This window comes from Dactylosporangium sp. CA-139066 (assembly GCF_050936175.1).
In the GTDB taxonomy this organism is placed as follows: Bacteria; Actinomycetota; Actinomycetes; order Mycobacteriales; family Micromonosporaceae; genus Dactylosporangium.
Genome location: NZ_JBNJNH010000001.1, coordinates 6,210,276 through 6,231,814 on the forward strand (window position 1 = coordinate 6,210,276; position 21,539 = coordinate 6,231,814).

Annotated in this window: 22 protein-coding genes; 4 read left to right on the plus strand and 18 right to left on the minus strand. The window is 72.1% G+C overall.

The window, feature by feature from the left end:
* Nucleotides 1-35 precede the first annotated feature (35 nt).
* The 11 genes from ACQEVU_RS28460 to ACQEVU_RS28510 all read right to left on the minus strand — a co-directional run bounded on the left by ACQEVU_RS28460 (nucleotide 36) and on the right by ACQEVU_RS28510 (nucleotide 11,021).
* Nucleotides 36-923 (minus strand): LLM class F420-dependent oxidoreductase, encoded by an 888-nt coding sequence (locus ACQEVU_RS28460; protein WP_433328772.1) that lies wholly within the window; start codon nucleotides 921-923, stop codon nucleotides 36-38.
* On the minus strand, nucleotides 920-2,494 hold the full coding sequence (locus ACQEVU_RS28465; protein ID WP_433328774.1) for a class I adenylate-forming enzyme family protein: 1,575 nt from the start codon (nucleotides 2,492-2,494) through the stop codon (nucleotides 920-922). Before ACQEVU_RS28465 ends, ACQEVU_RS28460 begins: the two co-directional genes overlap by 4 nt.
* Nucleotides 2,491-3,459, minus strand: a complete 969-nt coding sequence (locus ACQEVU_RS28470) for an amidohydrolase family protein (protein WP_433328775.1) — start codon at nucleotides 3,457-3,459, stop codon at nucleotides 2,491-2,493. The genes ACQEVU_RS28465 and ACQEVU_RS28470 overlap by 4 nt, the downstream gene beginning before the upstream one ends.
* 1 nt (nucleotide 3,460) lies before the next feature.
* The gene (locus ACQEVU_RS28475) at nucleotides 3,461-4,648 is read right to left on the minus strand and encodes a thiolase family protein (protein ID WP_433328777.1); all 1,188 of its coding nucleotides are present in this window, start codon (nucleotides 4,646-4,648) and stop codon (nucleotides 3,461-3,463) included.
* On the minus strand, nucleotides 4,645-5,466 hold the full coding sequence (locus ACQEVU_RS28480) for an SDR family NAD(P)-dependent oxidoreductase (RefSeq protein ID WP_433328779.1): 822 nt from the start codon (nucleotides 5,464-5,466) through the stop codon (nucleotides 4,645-4,647). Before ACQEVU_RS28480 ends, ACQEVU_RS28475 begins: the two co-directional genes overlap by 4 nt.
* A gap of 1 nt (nucleotide 5,467) precedes the next feature.
* Entirely contained in the window at nucleotides 5,468-6,637 is a 1,170-nt protein-coding gene (locus tag ACQEVU_RS28485; protein WP_433328781.1) for an acyl-CoA dehydrogenase family protein, read from the minus strand.
* A 158-nt stretch (nucleotides 6,638-6,795) separates the two neighbouring features.
* Complete coding sequence (locus ACQEVU_RS28490) at nucleotides 6,796-7,683, minus strand: SDR family NAD(P)-dependent oxidoreductase (protein ID WP_433328783.1); 888 nt, start codon at nucleotides 7,681-7,683, stop codon at nucleotides 6,796-6,798.
* Between the two features lie 48 nt (nucleotides 7,684-7,731).
* A complete protein-coding gene (locus ACQEVU_RS28495; protein ID WP_433328785.1) occupies nucleotides 7,732-8,436 on the minus strand; it encodes an ABC transporter ATP-binding protein in 705 nt (234 codons plus the stop codon).
* Complete coding sequence (locus ACQEVU_RS28500; protein ID WP_433328787.1) at nucleotides 8,381-9,211, minus strand: ABC transporter ATP-binding protein; 831 nt, start codon at nucleotides 9,209-9,211, stop codon at nucleotides 8,381-8,383. Before ACQEVU_RS28500 ends, ACQEVU_RS28495 begins: the two co-directional genes overlap by 56 nt.
* Nucleotides 9,208-10,110 (minus strand): branched-chain amino acid ABC transporter permease, encoded by a 903-nt coding sequence (locus ACQEVU_RS28505; protein ID WP_433328789.1) that lies wholly within the window; start codon nucleotides 10,108-10,110, stop codon nucleotides 9,208-9,210. The genes ACQEVU_RS28500 and ACQEVU_RS28505 overlap by 4 nt, the downstream gene beginning before the upstream one ends.
* A gap of 23 nt (nucleotides 10,111-10,133) precedes the next feature.
* Complete coding sequence (locus ACQEVU_RS28510; protein WP_433328791.1) at nucleotides 10,134-11,021, minus strand: branched-chain amino acid ABC transporter permease; 888 nt, start codon at nucleotides 11,019-11,021, stop codon at nucleotides 10,134-10,136.
* A 202-nt stretch (nucleotides 11,022-11,223) separates the two neighbouring features.
* Between ACQEVU_RS28510 and ACQEVU_RS28515 the strand changes: the two genes are divergently transcribed.
* From ACQEVU_RS28515 to ACQEVU_RS28530, 4 genes are read left to right on the plus strand one after another with little or no spacing between them, the layout of a single operon-like run.
* Complete coding sequence (locus ACQEVU_RS28515; protein WP_433328793.1) at nucleotides 11,224-12,498, plus strand: acetyl-CoA hydrolase/transferase family protein; 1,275 nt, start codon at nucleotides 11,224-11,226, stop codon at nucleotides 12,496-12,498.
* On the plus strand, nucleotides 12,495-12,977 hold the full coding sequence (locus ACQEVU_RS28520) for a MaoC family dehydratase (RefSeq protein ID WP_433328795.1): 483 nt from the start codon (nucleotides 12,495-12,497) through the stop codon (nucleotides 12,975-12,977). The genes ACQEVU_RS28515 and ACQEVU_RS28520 overlap by 4 nt, the downstream gene beginning before the upstream one ends.
* Entirely contained in the window at nucleotides 12,974-13,459 is a 486-nt protein-coding gene (locus tag ACQEVU_RS28525) for a nuclear transport factor 2 family protein (RefSeq protein ID WP_433328797.1), read from the plus strand. Before ACQEVU_RS28520 ends, ACQEVU_RS28525 begins: the two co-directional genes overlap by 4 nt.
* Entirely contained in the window at nucleotides 13,456-14,340 is an 885-nt protein-coding gene (locus ACQEVU_RS28530) for a TIGR03620 family F420-dependent LLM class oxidoreductase (protein ID WP_433328799.1), read from the plus strand. The genes ACQEVU_RS28525 and ACQEVU_RS28530 overlap by 4 nt, the downstream gene beginning before the upstream one ends.
* A 32-nt stretch (nucleotides 14,341-14,372) precedes the next feature.
* On the opposite strand, the gene ACQEVU_RS28535 is transcribed toward ACQEVU_RS28530, so the two are convergent.
* Genes ACQEVU_RS28535 through ACQEVU_RS28565 form a run of 7 tightly spaced genes read right to left on the minus strand, consistent with a single transcriptional unit; the run spans nucleotide 14,373 to nucleotide 21,513 of the window.
* Nucleotides 14,373-15,527 (minus strand): thiolase C-terminal domain-containing protein, encoded by a 1,155-nt coding sequence (locus ACQEVU_RS28535; RefSeq protein WP_433328801.1) that lies wholly within the window; start codon nucleotides 15,525-15,527, stop codon nucleotides 14,373-14,375.
* Nucleotides 15,527-15,925, minus strand: coding sequence for a Zn-ribbon domain-containing OB-fold protein (locus ACQEVU_RS28540; RefSeq protein WP_433328803.1), 399 nt, complete (start codon nucleotides 15,923-15,925; stop codon nucleotides 15,527-15,529). Before ACQEVU_RS28540 ends, ACQEVU_RS28535 begins: the two co-directional genes overlap by 1 nt.
* Nucleotides 15,926-15,956: 31 nt before the next feature.
* Nucleotides 15,957-17,504 (minus strand): AMP-binding protein, encoded by a 1,548-nt coding sequence (locus ACQEVU_RS28545; protein WP_433328805.1) that lies wholly within the window; start codon nucleotides 17,502-17,504, stop codon nucleotides 15,957-15,959.
* On the minus strand, nucleotides 17,497-18,558 hold the full coding sequence (locus tag ACQEVU_RS28550) for an acyl-CoA dehydrogenase family protein (RefSeq protein ID WP_433328807.1): 1,062 nt from the start codon (nucleotides 18,556-18,558) through the stop codon (nucleotides 17,497-17,499). The genes ACQEVU_RS28545 and ACQEVU_RS28550 overlap by 8 nt, the downstream gene beginning before the upstream one ends.
* On the minus strand, nucleotides 18,555-19,772 hold the full coding sequence (locus tag ACQEVU_RS28555; RefSeq protein WP_433328809.1) for an acyl-CoA dehydrogenase family protein: 1,218 nt from the start codon (nucleotides 19,770-19,772) through the stop codon (nucleotides 18,555-18,557). Before ACQEVU_RS28555 ends, ACQEVU_RS28550 begins: the two co-directional genes overlap by 4 nt.
* Nucleotides 19,769-20,728: an LLM class flavin-dependent oxidoreductase gene (locus ACQEVU_RS28560; RefSeq protein WP_433328811.1), complete on the minus strand. Its 960-nt coding sequence runs from the start codon at nucleotides 20,726-20,728 to the stop codon at nucleotides 19,769-19,771. Before ACQEVU_RS28560 ends, ACQEVU_RS28555 begins: the two co-directional genes overlap by 4 nt.
* Complete coding sequence (locus ACQEVU_RS28565; RefSeq protein WP_433328813.1) at nucleotides 20,725-21,513, minus strand: LLM class flavin-dependent oxidoreductase; 789 nt, start codon at nucleotides 21,511-21,513, stop codon at nucleotides 20,725-20,727. Before ACQEVU_RS28565 ends, ACQEVU_RS28560 begins: the two co-directional genes overlap by 4 nt.
* Nucleotides 21,514-21,539: the final 26 nt, after the last annotated feature.

The window sequence follows — 21,539 nt, forward strand, 5'->3', positions numbered from 1 at the left end:
CGTAGTGTACTGCACCGAGCCAGGTGGCGAGGAGGTCAGCGAACGACGATCTCGGCGTACCGCCGCATGTCCCGCTCGTAGTGCTCGTCCCCGATGCGGGGGGACACCACGACCTCGTCGATGCCCAGGCGGAAGGCCTCGTCGATGTAGGCGCGGTCGTCCTCCCAGTCCTGCTCCGTGGCCCCCTTGCTGCGCCGGCCCACCTTGAGCGAGAGCTCGGACAGGTCGCGCCCGGCCGCCTCCATCGCTTCGCCGAGCCGCTCGATGAAGATCCGGATGTCGTCGTGGGTCCGGCTGTAGCCCGCCCACCCGTCGCCATACTTGACGATGCGCCGCAGCGTGGAGTCCGAGTTGCCGCCGACGATGATCGGGAGCCGCGCCTGCGCCGGCTTCGGGAAGCAGTAGAGCGGCTCGAACTCGACGAACTCGCCGCGGTACTCGCTGATCTCCCCCGGCGCCCACAGCTCACGCATCGCGGCAAGGTAGTCGTTCATCCTGGCGCCACGGCGCTCGAACGGGACGTCGAGCGCCGCGTACTCCTCCTCGGACCACCCGACGCCCACGCCGAACTCGAACCGCCCGCCGCTGAGCTGGTCCACGCTCGCGACCTGCCGCGCCGTGACGATCGGGTTGCGCTGGGGAACCACGAAGACGTACGTACCGATGCGCAGCGTGCTGGTGCTCGCCGCGATCGACGCGGCCAGCACCAGCGGGTCGTGCACGCCCAGCGTGCGGTGCACCTCCGTGGCGCCGCCCGACTCGTAGGGGTACTGCGACCGGTACGACGGGAAGAAGACCACGTGCTCCGGCAGCCAGACGGAGTTGTACCCCAGTTCCTCGATGAGCTGCGCGGCGTCGTTCGACCACGATCCGCAGCGCGGGCCGGCTCCGGGGAACAACTCGCTGATGCCCAGCTTCCTCACGCCGGCGCTCCTTCCGTTGCGGTCTTCGCCCGGGGAGCGAACTGCTCCTTCAGGACGTGCTTCATGACCTTCATGCTCACGTTGCGCGGCAGCTCGTCGGTGAAGAAAATGTGGACGGGCTTCTTGTAGCCGGCCAGCTGCGTACGCGCGAACTGCCGGACGTCGTCCTCGGTCACCGCCGAGCCGGGCACCCGGACGATCGCGGCGGACACGGCCTCGCCCCACTGCTCGTCGGCCAGGCCGAAGACCGCCGCGTCCGCGACGTCGTCCATCATCAGCAGCACCCGCTCGACCTCGGCGGGGTACACGTTCGCGCCGCCGCTGATGATCAGGTCCTGGGCCCGGCCGGTCAGGTAGAAGTAGCCGGCGTCGTCGCGGTAGCCCAGGTCCCCGGTGAAGTACTCGCCGTCGCGCAGCACGGCCGCGGTCTTCTCCGGCTCGTTGTGGTAGCCGGAGAACATCGTGTCGGCCTCGATGACCAGCTCGCCGGCCTCACCGTCCGGGACGGTGCGGCCCTCCGGGTCGGCCACCCGGACCGACGACGTCGGCAACGGCCGGCCGACGGAGGCAAAGATGTCGCGGGCCTTCGAGTGCCCCGTCCAGTCGCTGCGGTTGGTGATCGTGATCGGACCGACCACCTCGGTCATGCCCCAGGTCTCGACCAGCCGGTCGTCGATCACGTCGACCAGGCGGCGTGCGAGCTCGGGAGGCAGCGGGCCGCCGGAGTGCAGCACCGTCTGCAGCGTCGACAGCGCCTCCGGGTGGGCCTCGAGCGCCGCGAGGAGGCCCGGGATCAGCGGCGTGAGCCCCAGCGTGAAGGTCGCCTTGTGCTCCACCATGTGGCGGCCCCAGTCCTGCGGGCTGGCGCCGGGGATGAAGGCGACGGTACCCCCGGTGTAGAAGTGCGGGAAGATCACGCCCCACAGGCCGGAGACGAACGACCACCCACCCGGGAAGGCGGCGTGCCCCTGCAGCGGAAGCCGGTAGGCGGCCGGAACGAGCTTGATGCAGTTGACCACCGCACGGTGGCTGACCAGGACCCCCTTGGGGAACCCGGTCGTGCCGCTGGTGTAGCCCACCAACGCGATGTCATCCAGCGTGCGGTCGATCGGCATCGGGGCGGCGCTTGCCGCGGCGAGTGCGTCGGCGAACCCGGTCGCCCCGGCCGGCGGCCGGTCGTCGATCGCGAACCAGGCGGCCATCCCCTCGGCTCCGCTCAGCTGCGCCGCGACCGCGCTCACCCCGTCGGTGTGCACGAGGGCCACCGCCCCGGACTGCTTCAGGATGTAGTCGACCTCGGGAGCCGTCAGCCGGTCGTTGACGTGTACCGCGGTGTAGCCCCCCAGCGCGAGGCCGACGTAGACCTCCATGGACTCGACGCGGTTGCCCAGCATCGCGGCGACCGAGGCGCCGGGCGCGAGACCACGGTCCCGAAGCGCGTGGGCGAGGCGCCAGCCGTTCTCGATCACCTCGGCGAAGGTGCGCTGCTCCCCCAGCGATGTGACCGCGACGTTGCCGGCGAAGCGCCGGCCCGCCTTGCGGAAGACCTCGCCAAGTGTCTCCTCGCTCATGCGTACTCCTTCAGGTCGTAAAGACGAACTGCGTTGCTTCCCAGGAAGAGGTCGAGCTCCTCCGCGCTGAGCACGGGCTTGTCGCCGGCGTACGGCGCCGCCAGGTCACGCACCATGCCGATCCATCGCTCGAGATGCGCTCCGTCCGGGTCCTCGCGCGGACCGCGGATGATGTCCGAGCCGAAGATGAGCCGGTGGGCGCCCAGCTGCGAGCGCATCCGGCGTACGCGGCGGCGGAACTGTGCGTAGTCCTCCGCCGCGCAGCGCTGCCACAGCGACAGCTCGAGGTAGGCGTGCTGCCAGCCGGTCGCGCAGTCGAGCGCCTCGGCCCACCACGCCTCCAGCCCGGCGTGGGCGAAGACCAGGCGCAGCCCCGGGTAGCTCGCGAGCAGAGCCGCGACCCGCGAGGGCCGGCAGCGCTCGACCTGCAACGGGTCGCCGCCGAGCGGGCTGGAGTGCAGCACGACGGCGAGCCGGCGCGCCTGGAGCTCGGCGAACAGCCACGCGTAGGCGGGGTCCTGAAGGTCCCATCCGGCCGCCGGGTAGAGCTTGAAGCCTTTGCAGTGCTCGTGTGCGAGCGCCGCCGAGAACAGCTCCCGGGCGTCCGGGTGGCGGGGGTCCAGGCCGGCGCAGAAGTACAGCCGGCCCTCATGAGCCCGGGACAGCTGCTCGTAGCGCGCGTTGAGTTCCGCGATCGGGAGGTGTGTCCCGGCGGGCGCGCCGACGATCGTCCAGTCGACGACCGGCACGAGTCCCGCCGCCACCCCGGCGCGGTCGAAGGCGGCCATCGTCAGCGCGGCGTCGGGGTCGCTCTGACCGACGGCGACGTGACCGAGGATGTCGTCGGGGTCGCGCTCGGGCAGGCGACGCCCCGCGCCCTGCCGGGCCCAGGCCCGGCGCAGCCCCTCCGGCAACCAGGACGCGTCCCAGACGTGCATGTGCGCGTCGATGACGGGGGCGGCCATGTCAGTCGTGTCCCAGCACGTGCACGGTCGAGGCGGCGGTCAGCCAGTCGACGACGCCGCCGCCGATCTGGACGACCGCGTGCCGGTTCGCCCCGGGCAGCTGCAGCGGCCCGGCCTCTCCGCGCAGCTGTGCCACCGCGTCGTGGATCTGCGCCAGGCCGCTGGCGCCGAGCGCGTGCCCTCGCCCCACCAGCCCGCCGGACCGGTTGACCGGCATCCGTCCCCCGGCCTCCGTGACGCCCTCGTCGATCCAGCGCTGCTCCTCGCCGTGCGCGCACAGTCCGACGTCGGTCCAGGCCATCAGCTCGTAGGCGACCGAGGCGTCGTGCACCTCGGCGAAGTCCATGTCCTCGGGCCCGAGGCCGGCCTGCTCGAACGCGGCCCGCGACGACGCCTCCACGGCGTTGGGCGCGTCGGGCCGGTCCTTCGGCGGCCGGGTGCGCAGCTGGGAGGCGAGGATCCGGACCGACCGGCCCGAGGCCACCGCCTCCGGCCGGCTCGTCACCACGACCGCGGCCGCACCGTCGCTCACCGGCGAGCTCATCAGCACCGTCAGCGGCGCGACCACGGTCCGGGCGGCGAGGACCGCCTCCGGGGTCGCGCCGAACCGGCGGTGGGCGAAGGGGTTGAGCCGGGCGCTCTGCAGGGAACGGGAGGCGACCCGGGCGAGGCCCTCCAGGGTCACGCCCCGCTCGTCGAACAGCGCCGCGGCGAGCGCGGCCTGGCGGTCGACGAAGGGGCTGCGGTCGACCCCGGCACCGTCGCCGGTCTTGAACGCCTCCTCGACGTCGGCGCCGGCGGAGTACGCGCTGAACATGCGCTGGCGGTCCTCGTGGTTGGCCTTCTCCACGCCCAGCGCGAGCACCGTGTCGTACAGGCCGGAGGCGACCGCCATCCACGCCAGGTGCAGGGCGTTGCCGCCCGACGCGCAGGCGTTCTCGACGTTGTGGATCGGGATGCCCGCGAGACCGAGCGGATAGCCGACCACCTCGCCCCGGATGCACTCCTGACCGGTGATGAGACCGGCCAGCGCGTTGGAGAAGACCATTGCCTGGACATCGCCGACGCCGATCCCCGCGTCGGCGAGCGCGGCGTCGACGGCGACGCGCGCCAGGTCCTTCATCGAGGTGTCGAGGAACTTGCCGAATGGGCTCATCCCGACGCCGCTGACCACCACGTGCCCGTTCATCGCTGCTCCTCCGCCTCGGCCGGCGATGCGGGCGGGACCGGCCAGGCCGCGCTCACTCCGCCGTCGACCAACAAGCTCTGGCCGGTCACGTAACCGGCGTCCTCGCTGGCGAGGAACGCGACCGCCCCCGCCACCTCCTCGGGCCGGCCCTCCCGGCGCATCGGCACGACGCTCCCCCGCGCCTTCCCGGCGTCGCCGAACTCCCGCCGGACCAGCGCGGAGTCGATGTTGCCGAGCACCACCGCGTTGGCGCGGATGCCGCGGTCGGCATACCGGACGGCCACGTGCCGCATCACGCCGAGCTGGGCCGCCTTCGTGGCCTCGTACGACAGGGACCGGCGGCTGCTGAACACGCCGGCGGTGGAGCCGACGAAGACGAACACGCCGCGCCGGCGCTCCAGCATGCCGCCGAGCGCCGCCTGGGCGGTGAGCCAGTGCGAGCGGACGTTCACCTCGGTGGCGAGGTCCCAGTCCTCCAGGCTCTGCACCTTGACCGGCTCGCGACCCGAGATGCCGACGTTGCACACGACGACATCGAGGTGCCCGTCGCCGAACTCGGCCGCCCGCGCCACGGCCGCCGCGCAGTCGGCCGGGTCCGCGGCATCGACCCGGACCGCCAGGCCCGGGGTCTCCAGGTGCTCCACCGTCAGGCGTGCCCGGTCGAGGTCCTTGTCCCCGACGACGACGCGCGCCCCCTCGGCCGCGAGCCGAAGCGCGATCGCCCGGCCGTTGCCCATGGGCAGCTTCTCGCCGGGGCGCACCGGGCCGTCACTGCCGCCGCCCAGCACGTAGGCGACCTGATTCTCGAAGCGGCGCATCTCAGTAACTCCGCGGCAGGCCCAGCACCTGCTGGGCGATGAAGTTCAGCGACATCTCCTGGCTGACCGGCGCCAGGCGCATGATCCGCGCCTCCCGCCAGTAGCGCTCCACGTGGTACTCCTGCGCGTACCCGAGGCCGCCGTGGGTCTGGATCGCCCGGTCGGCCGCCTGGTACCCCGCGTCGGCGGCGAGGTACTTCGCGATGTTGGCCTCGGCCGCGCAGGACTGTCCGGCGTCGTACTTGGTCGCGGCGATGAGCGTCATCTCCCACGCCGCCTCGAGCCGCGCGTAGGCGTCCGCCAGCGGGTGGCTCAGCGCCTGGTTGCTGCCGATCGGCCGGTCGAAGACCCGCCGGACCTTGGCGTACTCGGTGGCGCGGCGCACGGCGGCCTGTCCGATCCCGACGGCCTCCGCGGCGATGAGCACGCGCTCGGGGTTCAGGCCGGCCAGGATGTGCTTGAAGCCCTTGCCCTCCTCGCCGACCAGTCGCCAGCCCTCGACCGGCAGGTTGTCGTAGAAGGTCTCGCAGGTGGCCACGGCGTTGCGGCCGGCCTTCGGGATGGGACGGATGTCCACGTAGTCCGGGTCGAGGTCGATGAGGAACAGGCTCAGGCCGTCGAAGCGCCGCTCGGGCTCCGGGGGTGCCGGGGCGGTCCGCGCCAGCATCAGCGCCACGGAGGACTCCAGCGCCTTGCTGGTCCAGATCTTCTGGCCGGTGATGCGCCAGTTCTCCCCGTCGCGCACGGCCCGGGTCTTGATCTGTGAGGTGTCGGTCCCGGCGTCGGGCTCGGTGACGGCGAAGGCGATGTGCAGGTCGCCGGTGGCGGCCCGGGGCAGGAAGGTCTCCTTGAGCCGCTCGTTGCCGTACTTGATCACCGGCTGAAGCCCGAAGACGTTCATGTGCAGCGCGGTGCAGCCGTTCATCGCGGCACCCGAGGCGGCCACCTCACGCAGCAGGATCGCCGCCTCCGTCACGCCCCGGCCGCCGCCGCCGTACTGCTCGGGCACCGCGATGCCCACCCAGCCGTCCGTCGCCATGGCGGAGAAGAACTCCCAGGGGAACCGGTGCTCACGGTCGCAGGCCAGCCAGTAGTCGTCGTCGAAGTCGGCCAGCCGCTCCCTGACCGCGCGCGCGATCAGCTCGTGGTCGGGATCTCGTAGTTCGGGCACGGCTCCTCCTTGCACGCCCGCGGCCGGCCCGCGGGACACACTTGCTCGCTCTGCTGCTGTCCACGGGGAGTGCGGGCACCGGCATCAGTAAAGCAATTGCTTGATTGTTGAGCAAGTGCTTGCTTTTCCGAAGGCCCAGTGCCGCGCGGTTCCCCGCCTCAGCGACCCAACAGGTCGGTGAGGATCCCCAGCTCCTGCCTGAAGTCTCCGACCACCGTCGCCGTGGACGCGTCGTTGATCTCCTTCCAGGCGTCGCGCACCTGCTCCGCAGTGAGGTCGCGCGCGAACAGTCCCGGAGTCTGCGCCACCACGACCCGGGCGACGCGCCCACCGCCGACGTTGTAGACCTCACCGGTGGACTCGCACTCCTGCGCGCCCAGCCACAGCACCAGCGGCGCGACCAGCGACGGGTTGAGGCTGCCGGCCAGGTCCCCGAGCAGGTTCTCGGTCATGCGGGTGCGGGCACCGGGCTCGATCGCGTTCACCTGGATGCCGCTGCGGGCACCCTCGATCGCGAGGGTCTTGGTGATGCCGATGATCCCGGCCTTCGCGCCGGCGTAGTTGACCTGACCGAAGTTGCCGAACAGCCCGGCGGCGGACGTGGTGTTGATGATCCGCCCGTACCCCTGGCCGGTCATCACCGGCCAGGCGGCCTTGGACATCCAGAAGGTTCCGCCCAGGTGCACCCGCATGACGGCCTCGTACTCCTCCGCCGACATCTTGGCGAAGGACCGGTCGCGGAGGATGCCCGCGTTGTTGACCAGGATGTCGAGCCGGCCGTACGTCGAGGTGGCCAGCTCGACGATCCGAGCGGCACCCTCGGGGGCGCTGATGTCGGTGTCGTCGGCGACGGCGGCGCCACCGGCCGCCCGGATCTCGTCGACGACCTGCTGGGCGGGCGAGGCGTCGGCGGCGTCCCCGCCGCCGACGTCGTTGACCACCACCTGGGCGCCGCGCGCCGCGAGGAGCAGGGCGTGCTCTCGGCCGAGGCCACGCCCGGCACCGGTCACGATCGCGACCCGCCCGTCGAGCCTGATCTCGCTCATGGAACTCCTGTCAGTCGGGGCCGGCGTCACCGGCCGATTCATGCGGCGTCAGCCGAACAGGGCTGACATGACCTCGGTGCGGTCGCGCACCTCGTCGGGCGCGCCCGAGGCGACGATCTGACCTCGCTGCATCACGTACACGTGGTCGCTCACCGCAAGCGCGAGCTCGGCGTTCTGCTCGACGAGCAGGATGGTCGCGCCCGACGTGTGCAGGCGCGCGATGGTCTCGAACAGCACGTCGACGATCGAGGGCGCCAGCCCCATGGACGGCTCGTCGAGGAGCAGGACGTCCGGCCCGGTCATCAGCGCCCGGCCGAACGCGAGCATCTGCTGCTCCCCGCCGCTCATCAGCCCGGCGAGCTGCTGGCGTCGCTCGGCCAGGCGTGGGAACAGCTCGAACACCTCGTTGCGACGCTCGCGGAGTGTCGCCTTGTCGCTGCGCCCGCTGTACGCGGCGAGGTCGAGGTTCTCCTCCACGGTGAGCGGCGGAGCGATCCGCCGGCCCTCGGCGACCAGCGCCACGCCGGCCCGGACCACCTTGTGACAGGTCCACCCGGTGATGTCGCGGCCGCCGACCGTGACCGTGCCCCCGGACGGGCGGTGCAGACCGGCGATGCTGTGCAGCGTCGTGGTCTTCCCTGCGCCGTTGGAGCCGATCAGCGCGACCAGTGATCCCTGGTCGACGCGGAGGTCGACCTCACGAACCGCCTGGACCGCGCCGTGCGCGGCGCAGAGTCGCGATACGCGCAGCATCGGAGCGCTTGCCAAAGTAGGCCTCCTTCACCTCGTCCTGTTCCAGGCACCACCTGGGCGCACCCTGCGACAGCATCGCGCCGGAGTTCATCACCGAAACGGTCTCGCAGAACTCCTCCACGAGCCGCATGTTGTGCTCGATGAGGATGAGCGTCAGCCCGCCGTCGCGCAGCTCCACCAGGAGCTCGCCGATCTGTTGCGACTCGGCGTCGTTCATGCCCGCGGTCGGCTCGTCGAGGAGCAGGACGCGTGGATCGGCGGCCAGGGCGCGGGCGATCTCGACCCGCCGCTGGTCGCCGTAGGACAACGTCTCGGCCAGGGCGTCGTGGTCGGCGCGGACCCCCACCCGGTCGAGCAGCTCGCCTGCCCGCGCCCGGACCTCGCGGCGCTCCCGCCGCTCGCCGGGGCTGAGGAAGAGGGCACCGGCAATGGTCGACGAGCGGCGCAGGTACGCGCCCGCGATGACGGTCTCCAGGACCGTCATCCCGGCGAACAGCCGGATGTTCTGGTAGGTCCGCGCCACCCCGCGCCGGGCGATCTGATACGGCGGCAGATGGGTCACCTCGACGCCGAACACGGAGATGGTGCCGGCGTCGGGGCCGATGAACCCGGTGATCATGTTCAGCACCGTGGTCTTGCCGGCACCGTTGGGACCGAGGATGCCGTGGATGCGCCGGGGCGGCACCTGGATCGTGATGTCGGAGACCGCCTTCAACCCGCCGAACGCCTTCGTCAGGCCGACGATGTCGACGGCCGCGGGGGACGGGGAGCTCACGATGCCACCTCCGGCTGGACGGTGTCGCGGGAACCGCCGGCGCCGGCCGGCGTATCCCGGCGCGACCGCGCGCGCAGCAGCCGCAGGCGGCGCACGTCGACGAGGCCACGGGGCAGGTAGATGATGATCACGACGAGCAGCACGCCGGTCACCACGCGGTCGTAGTCGCCCAGGGCGTCCCTGAGGAACTCGGGCAGGATCGTGAACGCGATGGCGCCGACGATCGACCCGGACCAGTGGAACGCGCCGCCCAGGACCACCGCGGCGAGCGTGACGAAGCCCAGGTGGGTGTAGAAGGTGTCGGGCCCGATGTACTGCAGGAAGCTGCCCTGCATCACGCCCGCGGCCCCGCCGAAGGCGCCGGAGATGATGAAGCCGACCAGCTGGATGCGCCGCGGCGAGACGCCCAGGGTCTGCGCGACCGCCGCGTCCTCACGCACCGTGTCCGCGGCGAGGCCGAAGCGGGACTTGGCCAGGCGCGACAGGACGAAGCCCGCGACGGCCAGGCAGCCGATCAGCGACGTCCAGGTGCCCAGGTCCCCCGGTATGAGGGTGCCGGCCGCTCCGCCGGTGAACTTCGGGAAGTTGACGATCAGGACCCGCCCGATGAGGACCATCGCGATGGTGGCCATGGCGAGGTAGTGGCTGTGCAGGCGGATGACCAGCGCGGCGGTGACGGCTCCCAGGCCCGCACCGAGGACGACACCCAGCAGCAGGCTGAGGACGGGGGACAGCCCCATCGCCCCGGCGAGGTAGCCGAAGGTGAACGCACTCACGGCCCCGAAGAAGATCGGCGCGAGGCTGAGCACGCCGGTCCAGAGGGTGGCGTAGATGCTGAGCGCGAACAGCGCGTTCACGCACGCGAACTGGAGCGTGGTGATCCAAGCGGTAGTGCTCATGGAGGACCCTTTGCTAGATGCGGTCAGGCGCGGATGAGTTGGCGCTCGCCGAAGATGCCCTGAGGCCGGACGACGAGCACGAGCAACAGCACTCCGAAGGTGATCGCGTCGCGGAAGCCGGAGGAGATGTACTGCGAGCTGAGCACCTCCAGCACACCGATCGCGACACCGACCGCCGCGGCGCCGCGGATGTCGCCGTAACCGCCGACGACGACGGCCGCGAAGCCCTTGAGCAGCAACGCCTCGCCGACGCCGTAGGAGACGTTGTTGTCGGACAGGGCGGCCAGCACGCCCGCCAGGCCCGCGATCGCGGCCGCCATGAACGCCACGGCGACCAGCGTGCGACGGGCGTTGACGCCCACGATCGTGGCGGAGCGCGCGTCCACCGAGACCGCCCGCACCGCCGCGCCGAAGCGCGAGCGGTTGAGCAGGAGGTGGACGACGGTGACCGTGATGGCCAGGGCCGCGATGCTCAGCAGGTGCGCGGGCAGCACGATCAGCCCCGCGACGTGGATCGGCGTCGCCGGCACCGCGTGGGCCGGGTAGGCCTTCGTGGTCGGCCCCGCGAAGCCCTCGGCGACGGTCAGCAGCACGATCCAGATGCCGATGCTGGCAATGATCGGCCCGAACATGCCGGCGTTGCGGGTGCGCAGCGGCGCGAAGGCCAGCGTGTCGGCGAGGACCCCGAGCACTCCCGCGAAGAGGATCCCCACCACGGCGGCGACCCAGAAGTTGACGTTCTGCTCGGCGACCAGCCAGTACGACGACAACGCACCCCAGGTGGCGAAGGTCCCATGGGCCACGTTGAGGATGCCCATCCGCGCCAGGATCAAGGAGAAGCCGATCGCGAACAGCGCGTACACGGATCCCAGTGCGATCCCGTTGACGAGCTGTTGTGCCAGGAGTTGCACTGGGCACTCTCCTCTGAAGGAAGGGGTGTTCGCGGCGCCTGAATCAAGCGATCGCTTTACGGCATCGTAAGCCGCGTCACAGTTCCCCTGTCAACACTCAATCAAGCACTTGCTTAACTTCCTTCGGAACACTAGTGTCGGCTGCCTCGCCCCTGCGGCCTCATCTCGCCGCGCATCCGCTGGAGCCCCTTCTGGAGGCGCGATGAAGCTCCTGACGACGGTGTCGCCGGACGAGGCGATCCGGAGCATCCCGTCCGGGAGCACGATCGTGGCCGCGCCCGGCTGCGGCACGCCCGAGACCCTGCTCTCGGCCCTCGGCCGGCTCGCCGACCGGCTCGACTCCCCCCGGCTGTGCTCGGGCCTCCAGCTCGGGTCCTACCCCTTCCTCGACGCCTCGGCGGCGGGCCACCTGCCCTACCGCACCTGGCACCCCTACGGACCGGCCCGGGCCGCGCTGCGCCCCGGGCACGTGGACTACGTGCCGGCCAGGGCGTCGGCGGTGCCGGGCCTCCTGGACGACTGGAACAGCTCGGTCGCCCTGGTCCGCGTCTCGCCGCCGGACCGCAACGGCTGGTGCAGCCTCGGCCCTTCCTCGAGCTACGTCCACCACGCCGTCGAGCGGGCCTCCCTGGTGCTCGCCGAGGTCAGCCACGACGTCCCGCGCACCTGCGGCGAGACCATGGTGCATGTCAGCCGCATCGACCGGCTGGTGGAGGCCGAGCACCCGATGTGCGTCTTCCCGGCCGCGGCCCGCGACGAGGTGAGCGACCGCATCGCCGCGAAGGTGCTCGAGCTGCTCCCGGCGGAGCCGACCCTGCAGCTGGGGATCGGGGCGGTCCCCGAGGCGCTCACGGCGTTCCTGCTCGACAGCGACCTGCGCGGGGTGCGGTTCGTGGGGATGGCCAACGACGCGATGGTGCCGTTGTTCTCGGCCGGCGTCGTGCCGTGGAGCACGGACCCGCGCCCGGCGGTACTCGCCGCCGAGCTGATGGGCACCGCCTCGCTCATGACCTTCGCCGATGGCAACCCGGCCATCGTGCTGCGCGACAGCCGCGTCTCCCACGCCCCGCGCGTCCTTGCGCAGATCCCGCGCCTCGTCGTGGTCAACTCGGCGATCGAGGTGGACCTCGCCGGCCAGGTGAGCGCCGAGATGGTCGGGGACCGCCAGGTCTCCGGCATCGGTGGCAGCGCGGACTTCGTGGAGGCCGGCTTCGGGTCCGACGGCGGCCTGTCGATCATCGCGCTGCCGTCCACCACCCCCGACGGCCGGCGCAGCCGGATCGTGAACCGGCTGGGCTCGCCCCTGATCTCCCTGGCCCGCCACACGCCCGACGCCGTCGCGACCGAGTACGGGGTCGCCTGGCTCCGCGGGCGCACCGTCGCGGAGCGAGCCGCGGCTCTCGCCGCCGTGGCCCACCCGGACCACCGGTCGCGGCTCGCCGCCGCGACCACGGACATTCCCGAGGAGACCCCGTGACCATCCATACCCGCCGCGGCCGCTACTACGAGGAGATGATCCCCGGGGACATCTACCGGCACGAGCCCGGCCGGACGATCACCGAGGCCGACAACGTGCTCTTCTGCGGCATGACCCTCAACACCCAGACGCTGCACCTCGACGCGGCGAAGTCCGCCGAGACGGAGTTCGGGCAGCGGCTGGTCAACAGCCTCCTCACCCTGAGCATCGTGTGCAGCGTCGGCGTGCCGGACCTGACCCAGAAGACCACCATCGCCAACCTGGGGTTCCAGGAGATCACCTTCCCCGCGCCGGTCTTCATCGGCGACACGCTGTGCTGCGAGACCGAGATCGGGCCCAAGCGTCCCTCGGCGAGCCGCCCCGGCCAGGGCATCGTGACCTTCGAGCACCGCGGCCTGAACCAGCACGGCGTCCTGGTGTGCAAGGCCGTCCGCACCGCGCTCGTGCGTTTCCTGCCCGAGGACGAGAAGCCGGCATGACCGCGGGCCCGACCTACGAGCAGCTCGCCGAGCAGGTGCGCCGGCTCGAGGACATTCGCGCGATCGAGGCCCTCGCGGCCCGCTACCACCGCCTCTGCGACGGCGGATGGAACGGCCCGAGCCACGAGGACCTCGACGGGCTGGTCGCGCTCTGGGTCCCCGACGGCGTCTACAGCATCAATCCGCGGCGCCCACCGTGCCAGGGGCACGCGGAGATCCGCGAACAGTTCAGGCGCCTGCGGACCTCCATGCCGTGGATCTTCCACACCTTCACCAACAGCGATGTCGCGGTGCACGGCGACGAAGCGTCCGGGGAGTTCAAGGGCATCGCGTACTACCGCCGCGACGGCGGCGCGCACATCGTCGTCGGCACCTACTCCGGCCGGTTCCGGCGTACCCCGCAGGGCTGGCGGTTCGTGTCCTGGATCGCCGGCCTCGCGCACGGCTCCGTGCTGGGCGCCGAGGGCGAGGCGCCGCGATGAGCCGGCCCGCAAGCCCCTGGGGAGCCTGGGCGACCGGGCTGCGGGCCCGGCCTCGCGCCGAGGCCTGCGGCGCCGCCGCGGCGCTGGAGGAGATGGGCGTCTCCGCGGTGTGGATGACCGGGGGCACCGGCGACCCCTTCGGCCGGATCGCCGCACTTCTGGAGGCGACCGGCACCGTCACCGTGGCAACCGGGATCCTCAGCATCTGGGAGCTGACCCCGGCGCAGCTGGCCGCCCGGCTGACCGCGCTGCCGGCGGCCGGCCGGTCCCGGTTCCTGCTGGGCCTCGGGGTCAGCCACCAGCAGCTGGTCGACCACCGGACCCCGGGCCGGTACGACCGGCCGCTGACCCGGATGCGGGAGTTCCTCGACGAGCTCGACCGGACCGGGGCCCCGGGATCGCATCCGCAGGAACGGGTGCTCGCCGCGCTCGGGCCCCGGATGCTCGATCTGGCGGCGAAACGGGCGGCGGGAGCTCATCCGTACCTGACCACGCCGGCGCACACCCGCGCCGCGCGCAGTTGCCTCGGCGAAGCGTTCCTGGCGCCCACGCAGATGGCGCTCCTGCTGCCCCACCCCGGCCCGGCGCGGCAGGCGGCGCGCCGCTACCTGGCGCCGTACCTCGCCCAGCCGAACTATCGCAACAGCTGGCTGCGCCAGGGCTTCACGCCCGCCGACCTGGACGACGGCGGCTCGGACCGCCTCGTCGACGCCCTGGTCGCCTGGGGAGATCCCGCCCAGGTCGTCCGGCGCGCCGGCGCGCATCTCGACGCCGGCGCCGATCACGTCTGCATCCAGCTGCTCGACCCGGAGGGAAGCTGGTCGGACCACGCGATCCCGCTCGATGCGTGGCGCGAGCTGGCGGGCGCGCTCACGATCTGACGCCGCGGCGCCAGATCGTGAGCCGTGTTCGATCAGAGGGTCGACCCGCTTCCCAGGACGAGGGTCCCCGACGTCATGAACATGCCGCCGACCCCGGTGACGACGCTGACGTCGACGCCGCCGACCTGCGCCGCCGCCGTGCCGCGCACCTGCCGGACCGACTCCTGGATGGCGAACATCCCGTACATACCGGTGTGCGTGTACGCCAGCCCGCCGCCGTTGGTGTTCAGCGGCAACCGGCCACCGGGAGCGGTGTTGCCCTCCGCGACGAACGCGGGGGCCTCGCCGCGGCCCACGAATCCCAGGTCCTCGAGGCCGTAGAGCGGGACGTGCGCGAAGGCGTCGTAGATCATCAGATGGTCGACGTCGGCGTGGCCGACCCCGGCCTGGCGCATGGCCGCCCGGCCGCCGCGCTCGATGGCGCGCGACGAGGTCAGGCTCTGCAGCCCCGACACGACCGAGGACTCGCTCGACTCCCCGGCGCCCAGGACGTAGACCGGCGGCGCCTGTGGGCTCAGGTCCCTCGCCCGCTCCGCCGAGGTCAGCACCAGGGCTCCGCCGCCGTCCGTGACCAGGCAGCAGTGCAGCAGATGGACCGGGTCGGCGATGACCGGCGAGGCGAGCACGTCGTCGACGGTGATGGGGTCGCGCAGCTTCGCCCTCGGGTTGCGCGCGGCCCACTCCCGCTGGACGACCGGGACCATCGCGAACTGCTCCTCGGTCATGCCGTACTCGTCCATGTAGCGGCGCACGCCGATGGGGAACAGCGACGGCGCGCCCATGGGCCCGTAGGGGACCTCGAGCTGCCCCATCATCGACTGGGCGGCCGGCGCCCACGGCTGCATCCCGACGCGGGACCGGCCGGACTCCCCGTGGGTCACGAGCACGACGTCGCACAGCCCGGTGGAGATCGCCGCCATCGCGTGGCGCACGTGGAGCATGTACGAGCAGCCGCCGACATTCGTGGCGTCGAGATAGTCCGGGACGATGCCGAGGTAGTCGGCGACGTCGTTGGGCAGCTCCCCGGCCGACGCCACCCCGTTCACGTCCGACGGCTTGAGCCCCGCGTCGGCCAGCGCGTTGAGGGCGGCGTCCACGTGCAGCTGCAGCGCCGACTTGTCCGGGATCCGGCCGAGGTCGGTGCTCTCGGCCGCCCCGACGATCGCGATCGCGCCACGCAGGCTCATCACTGCTCCCCCGCCGGCACGAACTGCACGACCTTGCGCTCGCCGCGCTCCTCGAACGTCACCGCCACGGGCAGATCGACCCGCACGTGTGCCGGGTCGTCGACGAGCACGTTCGCCATCATCCGCGGGCCCTCCTCGAGCCGGATCAGGGCCAGCACGTACGGCACCTCCTCGGCGAAGGCGGCCGGCCCCCGATGGTTGACGACGAACGAGTCGACGATGCCGCGGCCGCTCGCGGGGGTGAGCTCGACCGACCGTGATCCGCACGCGGGACAGCACATCCGCGGGTAGAGAAAGGCGTCCCCGCAGTCGAGGCAGCGCGGCACGGTCAACCGGCCCTGGTCGATGAGGTCGAACCACGCCTGGGTGTCCGGGGTCGGGTTGGCGACGGGTCTCACAACGTTCCTCTCAAAGGGTGGCCGGCGGTGATCAGCGTTGGGTGAGCGCGGGCAGCAGGTGCTTGCGCAGCTTCCCGTTCGCCGAGCGCGGCAGCGCGGCCACGACCGTGACCACGCGCGGCACCTTGTAGCGGGCCACGCGACCGGCAAGGTAGTCCTGCAGGGCCTGCGTCGGCCCGCGCTCGTCGCCGGCCAGTCCCGAGTCGGCCCGGGCCTGGACGACCGCCGCGACGCGCTCCCCCCACTCCGGGTCGGGCACGCCGATCACGCCGACGTCCTCGACGTCGGGATGGGTCAGGATCGCGGCCTCGACCTCGGCCGGGTAGACGTTGACCCCGCCCGAGACGATCACCTCCGCCGACCGGCCGAGGAGGTACAGGTAACCGTCCTCGTCCAGCCAGCCGAGGTCCCCGACGGTGATGAAGTCGCCGAGCCGCCGGGCGCGGGTCTTCTCCTCGTCGCCGCGGTACTCGAAGGCGTGCGCCCCCATCCGGAGGTAGACCGCCCCGGACTCACCGGTCGGGACGACCTGGCCGGCCGCATCGACGATCCTGACCTCCGCCCCCGGCTGGGGGCGGCCGACGCTGCCGGGCCGTTCGAGCCACTCACGCGCGGAGATGGCGGTGCCGGCGGCCTCCGTGGCGCCGTAGTACTCCCACACCACCTCACCGAACCAGTCGATGACTCCCCGCTTGACCTCCTCGCTGCAGGGACCCGCGCCGTGGATGAGGTTGCGCATGCTGCTCACGTCGTACTGCTCGCGGACCTCCCGGGGAAGCCGCAGCAGGCGGTGCATCTGCGTCGGCACCATGTGCGTGGTGGTGACGCGCTCGGCCTCGACCAGCCGCAGCACCGTCTCGGCGTCGAAGCGCTCCATCAGCACGATCGTGTGGCCGAAGTGCAGCGAGGTGACCGCCAGGCCGCTCACCGCGGTGTGGCTCAGCGGCGAGGTCACCAGATGGACGCCGTCGCCGAGCGGCTCGACCCCGAACATCCCCAGCTGCCACCGGGCGCCGGCGGCGAAGACGTCGTCGGGGTCGCCCTCCGGAAGCTTGCGCAGGACGCCCTTGGGGCGGCCGGTGGTCCCGGAGGTGTACCCGAGGTAGGACCCGGGACTGCGGTCCTCGACCGGGCCGTGCGGGCGGGCGGCACTCTCGGCGAGGAGGTCGCGCAGTCCGGAGGTCTCGCCCAGCGCGAACCGGCGCTGGGCCGGCAGTCCCGCCTCGTCGGCCGCGGCGGTGAGCATCTCGGCGCACCTGACCGAGGCGACGGCCACGACCGGAGCCGCGTCGCCGAGAATGTAGGCGACCTCGCCCGTCGTGAGGGCGGTGTTGATGGGGACGTAGTAGGCACCGATCTGCTGGCAGGCGAGCACCAGGGCCAGCGCCGCGCCCTCGTTCGCCACCACGCCGACGACCCGGTCGCCGCGCTGCAGTCCCTGCGCGCGCAGCAGCCGGGCGATCGCGTTCGCCCGGCCGAGCAGGGCCCCGCGAGTGACCCTGCTGCCGTCGGCCTCGACGACCGCGCATGCCTCGGGGCGGGCCGCGGCCAGCCGCCAGAAGCCCAGCTGCTCACTCATGTCCGGTCCCCTCCCTGCCGTGAACCCGGGCCAGCAGGCCGGTGGCGAGGTCCCGGCGGTGCGCTGCGGTCGTACCGTACGCCGCCGACAGGCTCATGACCCGCTTGAGCCAGAAATGCAGGTGGTACTCCCAGGTGAATCCGATGCCCCCGTGCAGTTGGAGCGCCTCGACGTTGGCGCGGTCGGCGGCCTGCCCGGCGTAGGCCTTGGCCGCGGCCGCGCGATGCGCCGCATCGGGGTCGTCGATCGCGTCCAACGCGCTCAACGCGGCGGCCTCGGCCATGTCGACGCCGACGGCGACGTCGGCGATCTTGTGCTTCACCGCCTGGAACGAGCCGACCGGCCGGCCGAACTGCTGGCGCACGCCGACGTACTCCACCGTCATGTCCAGCAGCCGTCGCGCCGCTCCCGCCAGCTGGCAGGCCGCTCCGGCAACGGCCAGCGTGCGCACGCGCGCCGCCAGCTCGGGCGAGACACCGAGGACCGTACCCCCGCCGCGCGGTTTCACCCGTGCCACGGGACGAAGCGGGTCGACGGCCTCGAGGGGCTCGACCTCGACCTCCTCGGGCCGGTACACCGTGATGGTGCCGTCCGGCGCGACGTCGAGGACCAGGTCCGCCTCCGCCGCGAAGGCCACGTACGGGTCCAGGCCGCCGATCCGCACGGCGACCAGCAGCGAGCCCTCGGCCAGCGAGGCGAGCCGCCGTTCCACCTCCGGGTCGCCGGCGAAGGCGGTCAGCACGGTCGCCGCGAGCACCGCGGTCTCCAGATAGGGCTCGGGCAGCGCGTGGTAGCCGGTCGCGCGCAGGACACCCGGCAGGTGGCGGGGGCTCAGTCCCGCCCCGCCCCATGCGTCGGCGACGAGCGCCGAGACGAGTCCGGTCTCGGCCAGGCGGCCCCAGAGTGCGGCACTGTGTGCGGCCCCGGCATCGAGGCGCTCGCGCAGGTGGTCAAGTCCGCAGTGGCGTTGCAGAAGCTCGGTGGTGACCTCGTCGAGCTGACGGCGGTCTTCGTCCAATGCTTCGTCCAATGCTTCGTTCAATGTCTCGGTCACGACGGTCGGGGCTCCATGGGCAGTCCGAGCACACGCTCGCTGATGATGTTGCGCTGAATCTCCGAGGTGCCGCCGAAGATCAGGGCGGCGCGGGCGTACCAGTAACGGTGATGCCAGTGCCGCCACGCGTGGGCGGTCACCGGGTCGACGCCGGCGACCGCCGACGGGTCCGCGACGATCGCGCCGTCCTCGCCCATCAGGCGCAGACCGGTCGCGAAGATGTCGTGCTGCATCTCCGTCCAGTACAGCTTGTTGATGCTGGCCGTCCGGTCGAGGTCACCACCGCTCTCGGCGAGCGCGGCCAGCCGGTAGACGTTGGCCCGGTAGACCTCGGTCTCGACCAGCACCCGGCCGAGCTCGTCGAGCGCGAGCGAGTCCTGCGCCAGGCCCCGGTGCCGGATCAGGCCGGCCAGGGCCGCGACGTCGTTGGAGAACTTGGCGTGGTCGCCGAAGACGGCGCCGCGCTCGAACCCGAGGGTGGACATGGCCACCTTCCAGCCCTGGTCGATTCCGCCCACGACGTTCTCGACCGGCACCCGCACGTCGGTGAAGAACACCTCGGCGAAGCCCTTCGTCCCGTCGACCATGGCCAGCGGGCGGACCGTCACGCCGGGCGAGCGCAGGTCGATGCACAGGAAGGTGATGCCGGCGTGCTTGCGCTGTTTGGCCGCCTCCGGATCGGTCCGCACGAGCGCGAAGATCCAGTCGGCGAACCCGCCCATCGAGGTCCAGATCTTCTGGCCGTTGACCACGAAGTGCTCGCCGTCGCGGACCGCCTGCGTGCGCAGCGAGGCCAGGTCCGAGCCGGAGCCCGGCTCGGAGAAGCCCTGGCACCAGATGGTCCGGCACGAGAGCAGGTCGGGGATCCAGCGGCGCCGCTGCTCCTCGGTCCCGTACTGCATCAGTACCGGTCCCAGCAGGTAGAGGCCGCCCATGTTGACCCGCTCCGGGGCCCGCGCGCGGTAGTACTCCTCCGCGAACGCGATCGTGTGCCGCAACCCGGCACCGCGCCCGCCGTACTCGACCGGCCAGTCGACGGCGGCGTAACCGCCCTCGAACAGCGTGCGCTCCCACTGCCGGTGCTGGTCGAAGCCCTCGCGGGTCGTCCACGGCAGCAGCGGCTCCGCGGGGACGTTCCCGGCGAGCCACTGCCGCACCTGCGTCCGGAACTCGTCGGCCGAGCTGGTGTGGTCGATCGTCGTCTGCACACTCATCGCGGATCTTCTCCGTCCAGTCCGAGCACCTCGGCCAGCTCGGCCATGACCTCGCCGTAGTTGTCCACCGTCATCCGGAGCGAGATGTTGATCCCGTCGACGCCGAGCTCGGCGTAGCGCCGGACGATCTCCGACAGGTCGGACAGCTCGCCGACGCCGCGGAAGCCCGCGACCACGTGCACGTCGTCACGGCTGCGCCCGGACGCTTCGAGATGCCCCTCCAGCGCGCGCAGGCCGTCGGCCAGCTCCGCGGGCGTCAGGTTCCAGGGGTACCAGCCGTCCGCCGCGGTTCCCGCCCGGCGGATCGCCGCGGGCGAGTGCCCACCGATGACCACCCTGGGCGCCCGGATACCGGCGGGCAGCGGGGGCCCGCCCTCGCGGCCGCTGTCCCACGCCTCGGTCAGGGCGTGCACCAGATCTTCGCAACGCTTCCCGCGCGTCTTGAAGTCGGACTCGCAGGCCGCGTACTCCTCGGCCGACCAGCCCAGCCCGACGCCGAGGTCGAACCGGCCGCCGGTCAGCGCGGCGACGGTGAGCACCTCGCGGGCGAGGATGCGCGGGTTGCGCAGCGGGAGCAGCAGCACCGAGCTGCCGAACCGCAGCCGCGTCGTGGCGGCGCACACCTCGACCGCGGCCTGGAAGAGGTCCAGCAGGCCCTGGTCGGGGGCCGACTCCACCTGGGCCTTGCCCTCGACGACCTTGTTGTGCTGCTCCTTGACGTCCGGATTGGCCGCCAGCGGCGCCTCCGGATACGGATATTCGGAGTCGTACCGCTCGAAGAAGAGGATGTGCTCGGGCATCCAGATGCTGTCGAACCCGGTCTTCTCCGCGGCGCGGGCGAACCCCGCCATGAAGGCGAGGTCTCGCTCCGGGCTGCCGTCGAACAGGTCGACCAACCCGATCTCGACCCGCCCTCGCGCGCCCATGACGCCGCCGCGGGTGCCGCTGTCGCTCATGCGGCCACTGCTCGCAGCTCGGCGAACTCGGGAATCCGGTCGAAGACGGCCACCAGCTCGTCGATCCCGGCCTCCGCCGCCACCTCGCGGCTCATCGGCATCAAGCGGGCGTCGACGAACCAGGTGCGGCGCACCGGTCCCGGATCGGCCCCCAGCGCATCCCGCAGGTCGGCCAACGCTCCGTCGAGCGCGGCCGGGTCCACCTTCCACGCCGCCCACCCGTCGACACGGCCGCGGGTCTCGACGACCCGGCGCATGACCGGTGTACCCGCGCTGCGCAGATGCACCGTCAGGCAGCGCTCGCCCACCGGCTTCGGGTTGGCGATGGCGCCGGAGAAGCTGACGGTCGGCGAGCTGACCTCCGCCCGGCGCTTGGTCCACAGCGCCTCCATCGCGGCCAGGCGGTCCAGCGAACGCCCGACCGGGTCGGCGACATCCGCACCCGGCTCGAGGAGGCCGGCGGGCGGGGCGCCGACGTCGATGCCGAGCTCCAACCGGCCGCCGGCGAACCAGTCGAGGCTCGCCAGTTGCTTGGCGCGCACGGCCGCGCCGCGCGCGGCGAGCATCTCCCCGGCCAGGCCGAGCCGGATCCGCCGGGTAGCACGAGCGACGCAGTACAGGCCCAGGGTCGCGTCGTGCGAGGAGGTCTGCGCGACCTCGCGGTCGCCCAGGCCCCACCAGGAGGCGAGGCCCTCATCCTCGGCGGCGACCGCCGCGGTACGGATCGCCTCCGGCAACGAGCCGGCCTGTTGCGACTCGAAAGCGCAGGCTATGCCGATGTCCATCCCGTCTCCTTCGTCGACCGACCGCG